The organism is Ferdinandcohnia jepli, from assembly GCF_047246645.1.
Lineage (GTDB): Bacteria > Bacillota > Bacilli > Bacillales > Bacillaceae_L > Ferdinandcohnia.
This window is the reverse complement of sequence record NZ_JBFOKR010000024.1, coordinates 48054-65186: the sequence shown is the minus strand read 5'-3', so window position 1 is coordinate 65186 and position 17133 is coordinate 48054. Positions and strand designations below refer to the sequence as shown.

Sequence of the window (17133 nt, the reverse complement as noted above, 5' to 3'; positions counted from 1 at the left end):
AATTGGCAGGCATGAGCCCAGTTCAATACCGGGTCCATACTAGCCAATTAGCTGCTTAATATAAAACTCTAACTTTTGGGGGTCACATCAATTCAGTCACGAATTGCATTGCCTTTTTATATGTTTTTATTGTTGCGGTACTCCAAAAGAGGAAGGCTTAGTTTATTAGGGATACCTTTTTTGTATTATCTTCCAAATCCTCTAAAACGATTTCTATTGTTATAAATAAACAAGGTGACAAGCAATGACAAAAATAAAAGAGGAGCAGTAATATAAAGGGGGATTAATCTCATTAATCCTAGAATATTTAGTCCGAAGGTAAGGGTGATCATAATTATTCCAATGATTAACCCTATTTTTCTCATTCCTATTCCTCCTTACTTTAACGAGTTCTTTTTACCATTTTATGTACAAGCAGGCTTTTTAAGAATAGGATTTTGACAACTTTGTGAAAAGATGTACAAATAGTTGAAAATAGTTATCAATCTTGGTATATTACTATCAAGAAGTAATCACACAAACAACACCCCTTTGTTTGATAGTGAAAATTTCTCCCATCCCCTTTATGAATATATATAGTAAAACCTCGGTGAATGCTAAGCAAGCCGAGAAAAAAAGACTTGGACGGAAAACCAAGTCTTTTTTTTAATCAATATATCGCCAAAATGTACCATATTTTACTGGTATTTGTTCAACCTTTTGTTTAAGGAGGAGCTTTTTCATTTCACGCTCGACTTCTGTTATTGATAAGTTGTATAGAACTGCTATTTCTTTCGAAGCTACGAATTTAAAGAATTCTAGAAACTCTTCTAATGTAGGTGGTGGACTGGGTTCAATTTTCTCACCTAGCATGTCATATATGATATGAACATACATATCGTATGGGTAACAGCCAGTTATTTTGATTCCCTCATCCTCAATGTTTTCATTAAAGAAAACCAACGTAGGAATTTCTTCAACCTCCATTTCAGATGTAATCCCTAGGTCGCATTGAAAAGCCTTTGCAGCACTTGAAGAATTAAGGTCATTCTTAAACTCATTTACATCAAGTCCTACTTCTTCAGCACAACTCACCAGTACCTTTTCATCGGAGATATCTTTCTTATTAAGGAAAAGATTTTCCTGAAGCTTTCGTAAGAATCGAATTCCAGCTTTTTTCCCCTGTATTTCTGCCGCCTTTATTGCGATTGAAACAGTATGAGGTTCAGTGATAGGATTCTCTAGCCAAAAACTTCCATCACAGGACATTCCAGAACGACTAGCGGTTCTTTCCCAAACTTGTGCAAGATCGTTTGGTTTTTGTTTTTTCTTATTGTTAAGAGTTGCTAGGCGACCACTCAATACATGACGGATGGTAAAGTATCTTCCATATTCAATGGTAAGCTTTTTTATTATAGGTTCAAGTGCCCAGCAATCTGGACATAATGGATCAATAAACATATATATCTCTAATGGACGTTTGTTGGTTGAACAGTTTATTTGCTGATTCGTTTTCTTCTGATTGTCATTAATTTTCAAAACCTTACTCCTTTCTGCTCGTCAGGAGTGTTAACCATGTGCTGAGCTGTTAAAACGAGCCGATTGTAAAACTCAGTTCGAATTGGACCGTCAAGCCCGATTTCGTCCATTGCTGCTCGCATGCAAGATAGCCATGCATTTGCTCGAGTTGGAGTTATTTCAAAAGGTAGATGTCTAGCACGTAGCATTGGGTGACCATGCTCATATGAATATAACTGTGGACCACCTAGATATTGGGTTAAAAACTGCTTCTGTTTTCGAGCAGTTTCAGTTAAATCATCCGGAAAAATAGGAGCTAAATCAGGGTGCTGTCCCACTCGACTATAAAAAGCATCAACAAGTTTTGAAAGAGTTTCCTCTCCCCCGATTGCTTCGTAAGGTGGTATTAGTTTTTCAGACATGTTGATAACTCCTTTTAATCTAATTGTATAAATAGTTTATCAGTGGACGAGATATATCTCAAATAAAGCGCACTAAAACGCATATGAAAATTTTGGAATACAAAAAAAGAAGTGAATTCTTCGTGAAATCACTTCTTTTAATTTACCCCATATAAGTTGATAAAACCTTTTTAACATAGTTTTGTGTTTCTTTAAAAGGCGGTATTCCGGCATATTTGTCAACGTTGCCAGGTCCTGCATTGTATGCAGCTAGTGCGAGTGATACATCTCCATTGTACCGATCAAGCATGTTACGTAAATATTTTGTACCTGCTTCAATGTTTTGTGCCGGATCGCTAGGGTTTGTAACACCTAGTCCCCGAGCAGTAGCTGGCATTAGTTGCATAAGTCCGGTAGCTCCTGCATGACTTTTAGCGTCAGGGTTAAAGTTTGATTCGTGTTTAATAACCGATTTTATTAAGTTTGAATCAACATTATACCTTTGGGCTGCATTCTCAATTAAATCATCAAACCTTGTTGGCGTTTGACTAGCTGTAGTGGATAGATTCGAAAAGGAGACAGGCATATAAGGCATACTAGCGTTTAACGCATTTACCTGTGAACGAATACTATTCGATTTAGCTTGAGTACTTTGAGATGTCTCTGATAATAGCTGTGTCAGTAAATCTTTAAAAATCGGTTCTTCTGTTGTTGAGTTTGTATCGGTTGTAGAAAAGTTACGAAGAGCCTGGAGCTCCATCATTACTTTAAAATCTATTTTCATTTGAGTTCTCTCCCAATAGAATCTGCTTTTTTCGGTTGTAGAATCTACGTATCTTGTTCTCTGTTTTCCGAACAGGAATACTGTGAGTAGATAATAGTTCTAAAAACCGAGCATGTCCTATTTTTTCATCTGTTACTTCATATTCTACCTCGAAGTCTTGATGATTTAAATAGTAACTTGCATCCAATACAAGAAGCCCCTGTTTGTACTTAACTTCTGCTCGTTTTGTTTGAAGAGAACCAAAGAATGTTATTTCTAGTGGATCAATTGATAGATCCCTAATTATATCCGTAATTTGACCCTCTATTAAACTTGCTCCATCTAACATACTTTTTGCTTCTTCATTAGAGAGAGTTTGATGTGTCTCCAAAAGTCCTTTTTCAACTGGCTGTTTTAGAGTTAAGGTGTACCCGGCATTTTTTTCGCGAATTCGCAGGGCGCAACCTATCTCTTTCAAAGCGAAGGAAGGGGTATCAAAATAAAAATTTTCCTGCATGTTAACTTGTTCAGGAGATATAGAAAATGCTGATAAAAGGTTATGATATTCTGCTTCAGTTAGGATATTTTTAAATTCAATTTCTAATTCTTGTACCATAAAATTCATATCTTCCTTTATATATATTTTTTGTTTATTATACCATTATTCATAAGGACCATTGTAAAACTGAAAAATTTACAACACAACATGATTTCTTTATAGAATGGATGTACATATGTTAAAATATAGATTGGATTTACAGAATGTGGTTCTTTTAAAGTGGACTTTGTTTTTACAGGTGACCTTTGCTTGCCTGAAAGGAGATTAAAATGCAGAAAAGAATTGAGATTAATAAGTTCCGTAAGTTAGACAATAGATTAGAGCTGGAAGGTATTAATCCAGCCCTAGATACAGGCACTTTACGCGCGACCGGAGAGATGTTAGTCGACTCTGACTCTTTAGCTTTTATTTATAAGCTGGAAAATGAACAAGAGTTTATATATGTAAGTTTGCCATCTGAAATATGGCCATTTTTAAAGGAAGTAATTGAAACTGAACAGCAAGTAAATCTAATTCTTGATGATACTAATATTGAGTTAACAAATATCATACCTGAGATAAAATATTTATTACATAACATAGAAGGTAATGCAAACTATGGTGATGATATGGTACATAAAGTAGAGGAGATTTTCCTCTAAGTTATTGTGATAAGACGGATGGAGGGGCTATTATGATTAAAGACTGGGATCTCTTTTTAGCTCCATATAAGCAAGCTGTTGATGAGCTTAAAATCAAACTAAAAGGGATGAGAAATCAGTTTGAGATTCAAGGGATACATTCACCAATCGAATTTGTTACCGGAAGGGTAAAACCAATCCCTAGTATTATAGATAAAGCAGATAAGAAAAAGATCCCCCTTACTAAGCTAGAAGAAGAAATGCAAGATATTGCAGGACTTAGAATGATGTGTCAATTTGTTGATGACATTAAGGGTGTAGTTGAACTTCTTCGGAAGAGAAATGATTTTGAGATAATCGAAGAGCGAAATTATATTACTCAAAAAAAGGAAAGTGGTTATCGGTCTTATCATCTCGTTATTCTCTATCCAGTCCAAACGATTAATGGTGAGAAGAAAATACTTGTTGAAATACAAGTCCGTACCCTTGCTATGAACTTTTGGGCAACGATTGAACATTCCCTTAACTATAAATATAGTGGTAGGTTTCCAAAGGAAATTGAAGAAAGACTACAGCGTGCAGCTGAAGCAGCTTTTCGTCTAGATGAAGAGATGTCTCAAATCCGTGGTGAAATACAAGAAGCGCAAGTGATTTTTTCAAGAAAAAATGATGCACAGGACACTGAATAAATTCGTAAAGGATAGGGTGTTAGATCATGAAATTTGCTGTTACTTCTAAGGGCGATTCAACGTCGAACACGTTGATGCAAAAAATAAAAACATATTTAATGGACTTTCAATTAATATATGATGAGGACCAACCAGATATAGTCGTATCTGTTGGAGGAGATGGAACACTTCTTTATGCGTTTCATCGCTATCGTAGCCGTTTAGATAAGACAGCATTTGTTGGAGTGCACACTGGTCATTTAGGATTCTATGCCGATTGGGTACCAGAAGAGATCGAAAAACTGGTTATAGCGATTGCTAAAACTCCATACCAAGTTGTTGAATATCCACTGTTGGAAGTAATTATTCGTTATATTAATGGCGGTAGAGAAGCAAGATATTTAGCCTTGAATGAATGTACAGTTAAAAGTGTTGAAGGTTCTCTAGTTATGGACCTTGAGATCAAAGGTCAACTCTTTGAAACATTCCGTGGAGATGGATTATGTATTTCAACGCCATCAGGAAGTACAGCTTATAATAAGGCCCTTGGTGGAGCAATTTTGCATCCAGCAATCGAAGCCATACAGGTTGCTGAAATGGCATCAATTAATAATAGGGTGTTTCGTACAATTGGCTCTCCATTGATTTTACCAAACCATCATACTTGCTTATTAAAGCCAGTAAATGATGTTGATTTTCATATTACCATTGATCATCTAACGTTATTACATAAAGATGTAAAATCAATTCAGTGTCGAGTAGCATCTGAAAAAATCAGATTTGCAAGATTCCGTCCATTTCCTTTTTGGAAGCGGGTTAGGGACTCCTTTATCGCGGATTGAGAAACACGACAACTTAGAAATGATCAAGAAGGGATAATGTATCGTGACTCCTTTTACACTTGAATGGGAAATCACCAACAATGACGAAGGTAAATTAGTTAGAGAATTTCTTAAAGAAAATGCAATTTCAAAAACAGCATTAACGGATATTAAGTTTGCTGGAGGCGGAATATTTTGTAACAATGAGCCGATAAATGTCCGACATATCCTTAATGAAGGTGACATGTTAAAGGTAGTCTTTCCTCCAGAAGAACCAAGTAAAGATTTGAAGGCAGAGAATATTCATCTCAATATCGTCTACGAAGACCCGTATGTTATTGTGGTGAACAAGCCGTCGAATCAGCAATCAATTCCTTCAAGAGATAAACCTAGTGGTAGCTTAGCAAATGCACTGCTTTATTATTATCAAACTACAGGTTTGGGAACTACTGTTCATCTTGTAAATCGTCTCGATAAGGATACGTCAGGGCTGTTGTTAGTTGCAAACCACAGACATGTTCATCATTTACTATCGCAGCAGCAAAAGGATGGAACTTTAAAAAGATCGTACGAGGCAATAGTCCATGGGTTACTCCAGGAAAAAATAGGTACAATCAATGCTCCAATTGGCAGAAGAGATGACAGTATCATCGAACGCCAAGTTCGGGAAGATGGTCAAAAAGCGATAACACATTATCAAGTTCATCATGCAAACAAGGACTGGACACATGTTTACCTTCAACTAGAAACAGGTAGGACCCATCAAATTCGTGTACATCTTTCTTATTTAGGTCATCCAATAGCTGGTGATGATTTATATGGTGGTGACCGATCTTTTATAAATCGTCAAGCATTGCATTGTCGCATGTTAACCTTCTGGCATCCAATTTTTGAAAAAGAGGTAACGTTTTATGCGGGATTACCGAGTGATATGATGGAGTTATTGCACAAAATTAATCTGTACTTGTAAAATGCCTATCATTTCTGATAGGCATTCCTTTTTAATCTTCATGGTATAGCGTGTCAATCATTTCTCTTGCCGCTCTTCTTTCACAGGATTGCAGTTCTTACTCCAAAGCAAAATCAGAATTAAACTAATCAAATGATCGAAATTTTTCTTCAACGTACGGCATAGAGGAAGGTATTGAAACAGTCTCAATTTCTGGATATCGTAGTGCTGTTAGCTTTCCCCCAAAGACAGCACCCGTGTCAATATTGATTGTATTGTTTATTGTCCGCGGCTCTCGTACAGGTGTATGTCCGTATACAACCCAAGCTGAGCCTTTGTAATACTTTGCCCAATCTCGCCTCTCAGGTGTTCCATCTGGATTGTTTTTACCAGTTATATCTCCGTACAACACGAATGTTTTTACTTTTTTATCACTCCGCCCTATATAGTCTTCTCGTATCCCAGCATGCGCAATTACTAATTTCCCATTATCAAGCACGTGATAGAGGGGAGCTGACTCATAGAGGTTAGTAAATTGATTTCGAAGTTTTTGTTTGTTTTTTGAATCAAGTGCTTCGTATTCAGCGACTGTAGTTTCCAGGCCGTGAGTTGCCTGTACTTTGTTGCCAATTAAAAAACGGTAAAGCTTATTACAATGATTGCCTGGTACGTAATAAGACATTTTTTCCTGTACAACTAGTTTATACACGATGTCTACAACTTTTAACGAATGTGGTCCTCGATCAGTAAGATCACCAACAAACGCTAATTTCCGTCCTTCTTTATGTATAGGTAAGCCTGTGTCCCAAATGTACCCAAGCTGTTCTGTTAACAGTTTAAACTCTTCAAAGCAACCATGGATGTCACCAACTATATCTAGTTTCATTCTTCGAGCACCTTTCTATAAAAAAATGACGTCACTTTCCATATTATAAGAAAGTAGACGCCATTTTAGTATGCATTAACTAATTTATTAATCAAACATAAACTTCTTAGTTCTTGATCGAACATTTAGAACAATTCCAATTGCAATCATATAGGTCGCCAGAGAACTTCCTCCATAGCTTATGAAAGGTAATGGAAGCCCTGTAATCGGTAGAATACCAACTGTCATACCAACGTTTTGGAATACTTGGAATGTGATCATCCCAATTACACCTGCACAAAGGTAACTTCCAAATGGATCGTGACTTTCAAGTGCAATGTGAATCATTCGATAAATTAATAAGAAGAATAAGGAAATAATAATACTTGTACCAACAAAACCAAATTGTTCAGCGATTACCGCAAATATAAAGTCAGTATGACCTTCAGGAATGGTAACCTCGGAACTTTGATATCCTTTACCATTTAATTGACCAGATCCTACTGCTAATAATGAACGGATTAGTTGGTGTCCCTGATTACCAGAATGTTCATATGGTGCCAGCCAACCGTAAAAACGGTCCATTTGATATGGATCTTTTATTACATACTTAAAGAAAAAGTCGGGGAAATAAAAATATAAAAATACCCCTAAGGAAACAACGAATAATCCTGTAAATACTACAGTGAATATAATTCTCCACTTCACACCTGCAACAAGAATAAGGGTTGCCATTATAGACATAAATACCATAGTCATCCCCATATCTGGCTGCTTAACAAGTAGAAAGATGGGCGGAGCCGAGGCTAATAAAATCTTACCGATTAAAAGCAGATCATCCCTTACCATATTAATTGGGTATTTTTCACGATGGTCAGCAATAATTTTACTTAAAACAATAATAAAAATAATTTTCATTAATTCTGAAGGTTGGAAGCTAAATCCAGGTAAGTTGTACCAGCTTGTTGCTCCCTTAATTTTAGTTGCAAAAGGAATGTCTACAATGTATTTCTCTACAAAAAGTCCAAACAATAAAATTAAACCTAAACCATAAAGATACCATGAAAACATTTTAAACCTATCAAAGTCAATAACCATTGTTATAGCAATTGCAACACTGCCGATGACATACCATTGAATTTGTTGAGCCATGAAATTAATACTTTGCAGCTTTTCAGGTAAAAAGGGCTGAGCACTTTGTATCGCAACGGCACTAACAATGGCCATCAGAAATAAGATAAACAATAATGTATAGTCAAGTTTTTGTTGTAATGAATTTTCTTTGTCCATATAAAATAAATCCTTTCTAATATAAAGCAAGTTTTATATCATAGGAAGAAGGGAATAAGTAGTTATTCCGCAGCTGTAATTTTTATTTAATCTAATAGAAAAGTATAACATACTTTACCTGATAATAATGATGTTAAATAAATCCGTTTTACTCAAAAATCTATAGAAATACATCATTAGATTTCAAATGCACATGAAGACTTGGCTTTTTTTGAATGTTTATATTCAAGGAGCTTGTGCTTTTCTGATAATCATTTCTATCTTAGCTTATTTTTGAGTGTTTGCAAATTATAAGAAAAGTGATTTTATTCTTAATGCTTGATAATCCTATAAAGTAAACAGTTTAAAGTATAAAAAAATTCTGTTAGGCTGTTGGGGGGGAGAAAAAGTGATGCAAGAAACAACAGAAAAAGAGCAACAGCAACTTGAAGTTGAACAGCTACTTCAAGCTCTGGAAAACCAAGACATTGACCAATTCCGTACTTTATTTTTAGATATACATCCATACGAACGAGCAAAATTCTACGCGAAATTGCCGAAGGATGCTAGAATGCATGTATATCATTACTTATCACCTGCTGAAATGGCTGAGGTCTTTGAAAATCTAGAGATAGATGAGAATGAATATGAAGAATTGCTATCAGAAATGAATCCTACATTCGTTGCAGATATGCTGGCACAAATGTACGCGGATGATGCGGTAGACGTATTGAATGAGTTAGATAAAGAACAAGTGGCCAGTTATTTAACCATAATGGACGATGATGCTGCAGGAGAAATCAAACAGCTCCTGCATTATGAAGAATATACAGCTGGTAGTATCATGACGACGGAATATGTTGCGATTCATTCAAATCAAACTCTAAGGTCTGCGATGGCAATATTAAAGAAAGAAGCACCTCGTGCAGAAACGATTTATTATGTATACGTTGTTGATGAGGAAAAACATCTAGTGGGAGTAATATCGATTCGTGATTTACTCGTCACAGACGATGATACAATGGTTCATGAAGTCATGAATGACAGGGTGGTAGCAGTTTCAGTAAGTGAGGACCAGGAAGAAGTAGCCCGGAAAATGAGAGATTATAACTTCTTGGCAGTTCCGGTAGTTGATTTTCAAAATCATTTACTAGGAATTATCACCGTCGATGACATTATTGATGTAATGGAAGAAGAAGCGTCGGATGATTACTCAAAGCTTGCGGGTATTACAGACGTTGACTCTGGAGATAAGAATATACTTTCATCTGCTAAAAAACGATTACCGTGGTTAATTATTCTTTCTTTCCTTGGAATGATGACAGCTAGTTTAATCGGGCGATTTGAAGATACATTAGATCAGGTGGCAATCCTTGCGGTGTTCATTCCTTTAATTGCAGGTATGGCTGGAAATACTGGAACTCAAGCATTAGCGGTGGCGGTTAGACGAATTGCAATTGGAGAAGATGAAGAGGAAAACAAGTTAATGCTAATTGCTCGTGAAGCGGGAACAGGAGTAATTACGGGTGCTATCTGTGGAGCAATTATCATGCTAATCGTCTACTTCTGGAAAGGTGACTTTTTCCTTGGACTACTTGTTGGTTTTTCTATATTTATTACGCTTATAGTCGCGACACTGGCAGGAGCATTAGTTCCATTACTCATGCATCGATTTAAAATTGATCCAGCTGTTGCGTCAGGTCCATTCATTACAACAATTAATGACATCATTAGTATTTTAATTTATTTTGGATTGGCAACTTTATTTATGAGTTACTTAGGTCATTAGTTATAAAGTTGCGAACGTGAAGGGGGTAAACGATGGAACATGGTGGTGTATCATTAACATCTTTAGTAATCGTAATGGTGGTGGCTTTTTTAACACCACTCTTACTACATAGGTTCAAGCTCCGCATTATCCCAGTTGTAGTGGCTGAAATAATTATGGGTATTATTATTGGGAAAAGTGGGTTTGACGTTGTTGAACCAGATATGTGGCTCGAAACATTATCAACACTGGGATTTATCTTTTTAATGTTTTTAAGTGGCGTTGAAATTGATTTTACGGCTTTTGCGGGTGGTAAAAAACGCGAAAAATTACCGAGTGGTAAAGCGGCACCTAATACATTTTTAGTGTCAGTTGTTGTATTTACAGGAATATTTATTTTATCCTTGCTATTATCATATATATTTGTATGGACAGGGTTTACAGAGAATCCATTCTTAATGACGCTAATAATTTCGACTATATCCCTGGGGGTAGTTGTTCCAACTCTCAAGGATGAACAAATAATGAAGACCAATATAGGTCAAATTATCTTACTAGTAGCTGTTGTGGCTGATTTAGTTACAATGATATTGCTGGCTGTCTTTGCCTCCATTTATGGTGGCGGAGAAGGAAATATGTGGCTCCTTCTTATCTTATTCGGAGCGGGCGTTTTGCTCTATTTTGTAGGGAAAAGATTTCAAAATCGTTCCTTCTTAGAAACTATGTCAAAGGGTACTGTACAAATTGGAACAAGGGCTATATTTGCTTTAATAATGATATTAGTAGCTTTATCAGAGACAATTGGAGCAGAAAATATTCTTGGAGCATTTTTAGCGGGTGTATTAGTTTCACTATTATCGCCGAACCATGAAATGGTCCAAAAGCTTGATTCGTTTGGTTATGGTTTTTTAATCCCAATCTTTTTTGTAATGATAGGGGTCGAGCTGGATTTATGGGCTCTTTTCCAAGATCCTAAAATTCTGTTACTAATTCCTTTGTTGTTCATTGCTTTAGTAATTTCTAAAGTTGTACCAATTATCTATATTAAACGCTGGTATGATTGGAAGACGACACTTGCTGCAGGTGCATTGTTAACTTCTACTTTATCTCTTGTAATCGCTGCGGCTACAGTTGGAGAGAAAATGGGTGTAATTGATGATAGAATGTCTGGTGCACTTATTTTAGTAGCAGTTATTGCAAGTATCGTTTCACCAATAGGCTTTAAAAAGTTATTTCCAAAGCAAGAGGTCGAGGAACCTGTTATCAAAGTATCATTCATTGGTGCAAATCAGATGACGTTACCTGTAACACGGGATTTAAATTCAAAACTATATGAATCAACCATTTATCACACAAAGCAAGATGATAAAATTGATAAAAATACGTCAGATTCAATTTTTGAAATTGTTGAACTTGAGGACTACTCGCTACAGACACTAAAGGCAGCGAATGTTTTTGAGGTTGATATTTTGGTTATTACAACAGGATCTGATGATAAAAATGCTGAAATTGCTAAGTTTGCCAAACTCTATGGAGTAGATCGTGTAATTGCCAGAATTGAAACAGGAGATCTGGCGGAAGAGCTAAAGGCAATTAATATTGATATATTCTCATTATTAATGTCTACGAATACATTATTACGCGCGTTAATTGAAGCACCAAGTGTTATGACAATCTTAACAAACCAGGAACAAGCACTTTACCAAATTAATATGAACAATAGTAAGTACGATGGAACAATGCTTCGTAATTTCCCGTTCACCGGAGATGTTATTTTTGTTCGTATCTTTAGAGGGAAAGATTCAATTGTTCCACATGGTGATACTGAACTTAAGCTTGGGGATCGTTTGATTGTGACTGGTTCAAGAGAATATGTTGATGAATTAAAGGTAGATATGGAATTCTAAGAAAATCTGACTAAAACCGTGATTATATATCACGGTTTTCTTTTTGGAAAACATATGATATACTCGTCTTATGACTAGGTACTAATAACTTGTATTAATAGGAGGATTTATAGATGACTTTATCCTTAAAAGATCGCACATATGTAGTAATGGGTGTTGCAAATAAACGAAGCATCGCTTGGGGAATTGCTCGTTCTTTACATGATTCTGGTGCTAACCTAATATTCACTTATGCAGGTGAGCGTTTAGAAAAAAATGTTCGTGAACTAGCAGAATCACTTGGAGGTAATTCACTTGTCCTACCATGTGACGTAACAAATGATGATGAGATTGCAAAATGCTTTGCAATGATTAAGGAGCAAGTTGGTGTAATTCATGGAATTGCCCATTGTATCGCATTTGCGAACAAGGAAGAATTAGAAGGCGATTATATGAATACTACTAGAGAAGGGTTCCTACTTGCACACAATATCAGTTCTTATTCCCTTACAGCTGTGGCAAAAGCAAGTAAAGATTTAATGTCTGAGGGCGGGAGTATTGTGACATTGACCTATCTTGGTGGAGAGCGTGTACTTCCTAACTATAATGTAATGGGTGTTGCAAAAGCATCATTAGACGCTAGTGTTAAATACTTGGCAAGTGATTTAGGGAAATACGGAATTCGCGTAAATGCAATATCAGCTGGCCCAATCCGTACCCTTTCTGCAAAAGGAGTAAGTGATTTTAACACCATCTTAAAAACAATTGAAGAAAAAGCACCATTACGTAGAACAACTACTCCTGAAGAAGTAGGAGATACAGCTGCATTCTTATTCAGTGATTTATCTCGTGGTATTACAGGGGTAAACCTATACGTAGATTCTGGTTATCATGTAATGGGTTAATAATAAATGCAACTCGCAATGAATGTATAATTCATTGCGAGTTTTTTGTCACCACATTGGTAGTGTTAAGTACATAATAATTCTCATTCAGGTGAAAATAAGCTTGTACATTTTAATAATGCTGAAAAAAGTATGAAACCTAAAAATCTAAACTAAAAGAGAATTAGCCCACTTTTAAGTGGGTTAATTTTTAGCTTATAGGAGGATAAGAATCCTGCCTAATATCTGAAAAATGAGCTTCAAAAAATACTATGTACCTAATGATTAGCCCTCATCGTAAAAGAAATGCGCCAGGGACTCTCAGTAATTAATTACAGTAAGTAAAATTATAAAGATTTTGTGATAGTACTCTGTCTTCTCAATTTGAATACTTCGTGCATTTTAAGGATAGGTTAATCTTGACCCACTACAACTAGAATTCCGAAGGAGATAGTAAAATGGAGAAAAAGGAAAAATGGGGAGTGCTTTCACTTGCGTCAATCCCATTGGTTATGACCTTAGGAAATTCTATGCTTATACCTGTTTTACCAGTAATGGAGAAAGAAATGGATATCACTCCATTTCAATCGAGCCTAATCATTACTATTTATTCAATTGTTGCAATTGTATTAATTCCAGTTGCAGGTTTTTTATCAGACAGAATTGGTAGGAAAAAGGTTATTATACCTAGTCTTATTATTGCAGGGATTGGTGGACTTATTGCTGGTGCAGCTTCTTGGCTACTAGAAAGCCCCTATTGGATAATACTTGTCGGAAGACTATTACAAGGGGTAGGTGCCTCAGGAGCATCACCAATTGTTCTTCCTTTAGTTGGAGATATGTGTAAAAGTGAGAAAGATGTTAATACTGGACTCGGCCTAATTGAAACGTCAAATACGTTTGGGAAGGTATTAAGTCCGATCCTTGGAGCAGTTCTAGCATCAATAATTTGGTTCATTCCATTTTTTGCATTTCCTGTCTTTTGTTTAATCTCAATATTAATGATTCAGTTTATGATTGTTACCCCTAAGGATAATGAAGTAGATACTTCGAGTTTTGCTTTCTTCTTGAAAAAAATTAAGCGTATTCTAAAAGATGAGGGACGTTGGCTCTATTCGATTTTTATTGTTGGAGCTATTTGTATGTATATTCTATTTGGAATGCTCTTCTTTTTATCTTCCATTTTGGAAGACAAGTATGGAATAGATGGCATATTAAAAGGCTTGGTTTTAGCTATCCCATTAGGTGCGCTTTGTTTAGCCTCCTTTATTACAGGTAAAAAACTAGGGGACGACAAAAATGCGATAAAGTGGATAATTTTTATCGGCATATTTGGTACAACATTAGCTATTTTTGGAATCTGTTATACGGAGAATCTCTACATTTTCTTAGCCGCTCTAGTAGTTAGTGGAATAGGTATTGGTGTTGCTCTTCCAAGTTTGGACGCATTGATAACAAATGGAATTGGAAAAGAGGAACGGGGAACTATTACCTCTATATACAGCAGTGCGAGATTTGTTGGCGTTGCCGTAGGTCCGCCAGTGTTTGCGGTATTAATGAAAATTTCACACGATATCTTATTTTTTAAAGTCACAGCTATCTCCGCAATTGCTGCCATTTTGGTTTTGTTTTTTATTAAGCCACCTAAACGGGTTCGAACCGATTCCTTGTTCCAAAAGATGAAGAAGGAGAAGTAAAGGAGAAAAACTATGGCTAAAAAGAAGTCTGAAAAAAAATTAAAATGGTGGCAGTTATCTTTATTTGGAGTAGGTTGTACAATTGGTACAGGATTTTTCCTAGGGTCCAGCATTGCTATTCGAACAACTGGACCCTCCATACTTATTGCTTTTGTATTAGCTGCAATCGGAACCTATTTTGTATTTGATGCTCTCGCAAAAATGACAGCTAAAAAACCGGAAAAAGGTGCTTTTAGAACGTATGCTAAGCAAGCAATGGGGAGATGGGCTGGGTTTAGTATTGGATGGATTTACTGGAGCTCTGAAATGTTAATTATGGGTAGTCAATTGACTGCTTTATCCATATTCACAAAGTTTTGGTTTCCGGATATCCCCTTATATATTTTTGCGGCAGTTTATGCTGTCTTGGGGTTGGGAGTCCTATTAATTGGTTCAAATGGACTGAGTCGTTTAGAAAACATTTTCGCTTTAATAAAAATTTCAGCTATCTTAATGTTTATCATTATTGCATTACTAGCCGTATTTGGAACAATTGATGGAACTCGTGATCCACAAATGCCTGCAGATTATTTTCCAAAAGGTATCATCGGCTTATGGTCAGCTTTTATTTTTGCATTTTATGCATTTGGCGGTATTGAAGTCATGGGGTTAATGGCTACAGAACTTAAAAATAAGAATGATGCTCCAAAGTCAGGGAAAATAATGATTCTTTTGTTAACCATAATTTATTTACTCTCAATAGGGCTTGCAGTAATGTTAGTTTCCTGGAAGGTATTTACTGGAGAAGAGAGCACTTTTGTTGTTGCCTTAAAAAACTACAACATTCCTTTGGTAGCCGATATTTTCAACGGAGCACTAATAATTGGCGGTTTTTCAACGATGGTTGCAGCATTGTTTGGGGTAACAAGTATTTTAGTTTCCCTAGCTGAAGATGGTGACGCACCGCGTTTCTTCGCTAAAAAAGGAAAACTGAAGGTTCCACTTCCTGCATTTATTTTAACAGCATCTGGGTTAGTCACATCCATCATATTATCATTATTGATGCCTGACAGTATATACGAATATATAACTACTGGAGCAGGATTGATGTTACTTTACAACTGGTTGTTTATCCTGCTTTCAGCTAATCGCTTGTTAAAGCCTGGTATGATGGACCGAATGAAATATTATATGGGAATGCTATTAATTTTACTTGCAGTTAGTGGAACATTATTTAATAAAGAAATTAGACCAGGCTTTTTCATTAGCTTAGGCTTTGTAACCATTATAGCAATCTTTGTATTAATTAAACGCTCTTCCTGGAAAAAGGAAGGCTCTGCTGGTGCTGGCACTTTGTTTCAAAAGCTTGAAAAACAAAAGTAACTAGTGACTAAGTAGTAACGTAATTCCTTGATATCCAAAGTAAATACCGAAACCAACAAGTGACAGGCCTGACACAATGGAAATAAACGCTAATAATCGAGAGGTTAAAATTCTACGGAAACCACTTGCGATTGTAGCCATTGCGACATCCCATAACAGCAATCCACTAAAAATCGCTGCACTATATAGAATTAGCTCGCTACTCGTAGATGTAGCTGCTGTCTTAGCTAAAACAGAACCGTAGATCCCAAGCCAAAATAAGATGGTTAATGGATTTGTAATAGACATTAAAAAGCCTGACCAAAAGGCTTTAAAGGCAGGTTCACGGTTCTTGTTTCTTTGGAGATGAATTGTACCAGCGTTCATGATACTTTCTATACCTGTATACAATAATACGAAGCATCCAAAAAGCCATAAGAATGTTTGAATAAATGGTGTATTAATGAAAGTTACGAGTCCCAGATAAACAATTAGCATATAAATACCATCGGCTAGGACTGCACCGACACCCACTAGCCAAGCATGAAGAAAGCCAAATTTAATCCCCCTGTCTAATTGAGCAGCATTCACTGGACCAATAGGTGCTGCTAAACTTAGGCCAAGTAGTACATAACTTAATAAGACACCCATATTTACACCCCTTGAAAAGACTTGTCTCAAAATTCTATTCAAGAGGTAGGACTTGTACGACACTTTTTTACCGAGGAGTAGTCAAATATGCAAAGTGAACATCAAATTCAACAATTTATCGACTCAGTTTATGAAGCAGAGAGGGCTGTCATAGAATCCCAAGCGAATGAAGACCCAGCAAGATTTCAACATGCACAAAACATGATTTATCAAGCGAAGCAACAGCTTTTAGAAGTTGAGGAGTTAATAACTGGACACCAAAAAGCACACCATGCGATGGAATATCTGCGTCATCTTGAAGAAACACAACATTCAATAGAAGCAACAGATGAGTTTTAGAAGATACTTATGAACATGTTATATACGTTTTATACCATCTCCAAACACTTAAAAACCACGAAGACATAAGTGTCTGCGTGGTTTTGTTGTTTTAAAGAACTTCTTATAAATGGGCAAGCAACAATGTCACGATTTGGGGCAAATACATATACTAT

18 protein-coding genes are annotated in these 17133 nt (G+C 36.1%); 10 read left to right on the top strand and 8 right to left on the bottom strand.

The features are described 5' to 3' along the window. Positions 1 to 185: 185 nt before the first annotated feature. The 5 genes from AB3M96_RS21085 to AB3M96_RS21065 form a co-directional block, all read right to left on the bottom strand. Positions 186 to 365, bottom strand: coding sequence for a hypothetical protein (locus tag AB3M96_RS21085; RefSeq protein ID WP_412969584.1), 180 nt, complete (start codon positions 363 to 365; stop codon positions 186 to 188). 280 nt (positions 366 to 645) lie between these two features. Beyond that, positions 646 to 1518, bottom strand: coding sequence for a ClpXP adapter SpxH family protein (locus tag AB3M96_RS21080; RefSeq protein ID WP_412969583.1), 873 nt, complete (start codon positions 1516 to 1518; stop codon positions 646 to 648). Further along, positions 1515 to 1919 (bottom strand): globin domain-containing protein, encoded by a 405-nt coding sequence (locus AB3M96_RS21075; protein ID WP_412969582.1) that lies wholly within the window; start codon positions 1917 to 1919, stop codon positions 1515 to 1517. The genes AB3M96_RS21080 and AB3M96_RS21075 overlap by 4 nt, the downstream gene beginning before the upstream one ends. A 142-nt stretch (positions 1920 to 2061) precedes the next feature. Further along, the gene (locus AB3M96_RS21070; protein ID WP_412969581.1) at positions 2062 to 2682 is read right to left on the bottom strand and encodes a lytic transglycosylase domain-containing protein; all 621 of its coding nucleotides are present in this window, start codon (positions 2680 to 2682) and stop codon (positions 2062 to 2064) included. Next, positions 2666 to 3277, bottom strand: a complete 612-nt coding sequence (locus tag AB3M96_RS21065) for a CYTH domain-containing protein (RefSeq protein WP_412969580.1) — start codon at positions 3275 to 3277, stop codon at positions 2666 to 2668. Before AB3M96_RS21065 ends, AB3M96_RS21070 begins: the two co-directional genes overlap by 17 nt. Before the next feature lie 212 nt (positions 3278 to 3489). Between AB3M96_RS21065 and AB3M96_RS21060 the strand changes: the two genes are divergently transcribed. The 4 genes from AB3M96_RS21060 to AB3M96_RS21045 are packed head-to-tail and all read left to right on the top strand — an operon-like array spanning position 3490 to position 6299. Then, the gene (locus tag AB3M96_RS21060; protein ID WP_412969579.1) at positions 3490 to 3861 is read left to right on the top strand and encodes a UPF0738 family protein; all 372 of its coding nucleotides are present in this window, start codon (positions 3490 to 3492) and stop codon (positions 3859 to 3861) included. A 32-nt stretch (positions 3862 to 3893) separates the two neighbouring features. After that, a complete protein-coding gene (gene yjbM, locus AB3M96_RS21055; RefSeq protein ID WP_412969578.1) occupies positions 3894 to 4529 on the top strand; it encodes a GTP diphosphokinase in 636 nt (211 codons plus the stop codon). A gap of 26 nt (positions 4530 to 4555) precedes the next feature. After that, positions 4556 to 5350, top strand: coding sequence for an NAD kinase (locus AB3M96_RS21050; protein WP_412969577.1), 795 nt, complete (start codon positions 4556 to 4558; stop codon positions 5348 to 5350). Positions 5351 to 5393: 43 nt separating this feature from the next. Beyond that, entirely contained in the window at positions 5394 to 6299 is a 906-nt protein-coding gene (locus AB3M96_RS21045; protein ID WP_412969576.1) for an RluA family pseudouridine synthase, read from the top strand. 124 nt (positions 6300 to 6423) lie between these two features. Here the strand turns inward: AB3M96_RS21045 and prpE are convergent, their stop codons facing one another. After that, positions 6424 to 7164, bottom strand: coding sequence for a bis(5'-nucleosyl)-tetraphosphatase PrpE (gene prpE, locus AB3M96_RS21040; protein ID WP_412969575.1), 741 nt, complete (start codon positions 7162 to 7164; stop codon positions 6424 to 6426). An 87-nt stretch (positions 7165 to 7251) separates the two neighbouring features. Then, complete coding sequence (locus AB3M96_RS21035) at positions 7252 to 8433, bottom strand: FtsW/RodA/SpoVE family cell cycle protein (RefSeq protein ID WP_412969574.1); 1182 nt, start codon at positions 8431 to 8433, stop codon at positions 7252 to 7254. A gap of 391 nt (positions 8434 to 8824) precedes the next feature. On the opposite strand from AB3M96_RS21035, the gene mgtE reads away from it, so the two are divergent. The 5 genes from mgtE (at position 8825) to AB3M96_RS21010 (ending at position 16009) form a co-directional block, all read left to right on the top strand. Next, entirely contained in the window at positions 8825 to 10201 is a 1377-nt protein-coding gene (gene mgtE / locus AB3M96_RS21030) for a magnesium transporter (RefSeq protein ID WP_412969573.1), read from the top strand. Between the two features lie 32 nt (positions 10202 to 10233). After that, entirely contained in the window at positions 10234 to 12087 is a 1854-nt protein-coding gene (locus AB3M96_RS21025; RefSeq protein WP_412969572.1) for a monovalent cation:proton antiporter family protein, read from the top strand. 113 nt (positions 12088 to 12200) lie between these two features. Further along, positions 12201 to 12971, top strand: a complete 771-nt coding sequence (gene fabI / locus AB3M96_RS21020; RefSeq protein WP_412969571.1) for an enoyl-ACP reductase FabI — start codon at positions 12201 to 12203, stop codon at positions 12969 to 12971. A 437-nt stretch (positions 12972 to 13408) separates the two neighbouring features. Further along, a complete protein-coding gene (gene bcbE, locus AB3M96_RS21015) occupies positions 13409 to 14647 on the top strand; it encodes a bacillibactin exporter BcbE (RefSeq protein ID WP_412969570.1) in 1239 nt (412 codons plus the stop codon). Positions 14648 to 14659: 12 nt separating this feature from the next. After that, positions 14660 to 16009, top strand: coding sequence for an amino acid permease (locus AB3M96_RS21010; RefSeq protein WP_412969569.1), 1350 nt, complete (start codon positions 14660 to 14662; stop codon positions 16007 to 16009). Here AB3M96_RS21010 and AB3M96_RS21005 read toward each other — a convergent pair whose 3' ends face one another. Further along, positions 16010 to 16639 carry a LysE family transporter gene (locus AB3M96_RS21005; RefSeq protein ID WP_412969568.1) on the bottom strand — a complete coding sequence of 210 codons (630 nt, stop codon included), beginning with the start codon at positions 16637 to 16639 and terminating at the stop codon, positions 16010 to 16012. It lies immediately after the preceding gene. Between the two features lie 87 nt (positions 16640 to 16726). Here AB3M96_RS21005 and AB3M96_RS21000 point away from each other — a divergent pair, with 87 nt between their 5' ends. After that, a complete protein-coding gene (locus AB3M96_RS21000) occupies positions 16727 to 16978 on the top strand; it encodes a hypothetical protein (RefSeq protein WP_412969567.1) in 252 nt (83 codons plus the stop codon). The last annotated feature ends 155 nt before the right edge of the window (positions 16979 to 17133 follow it).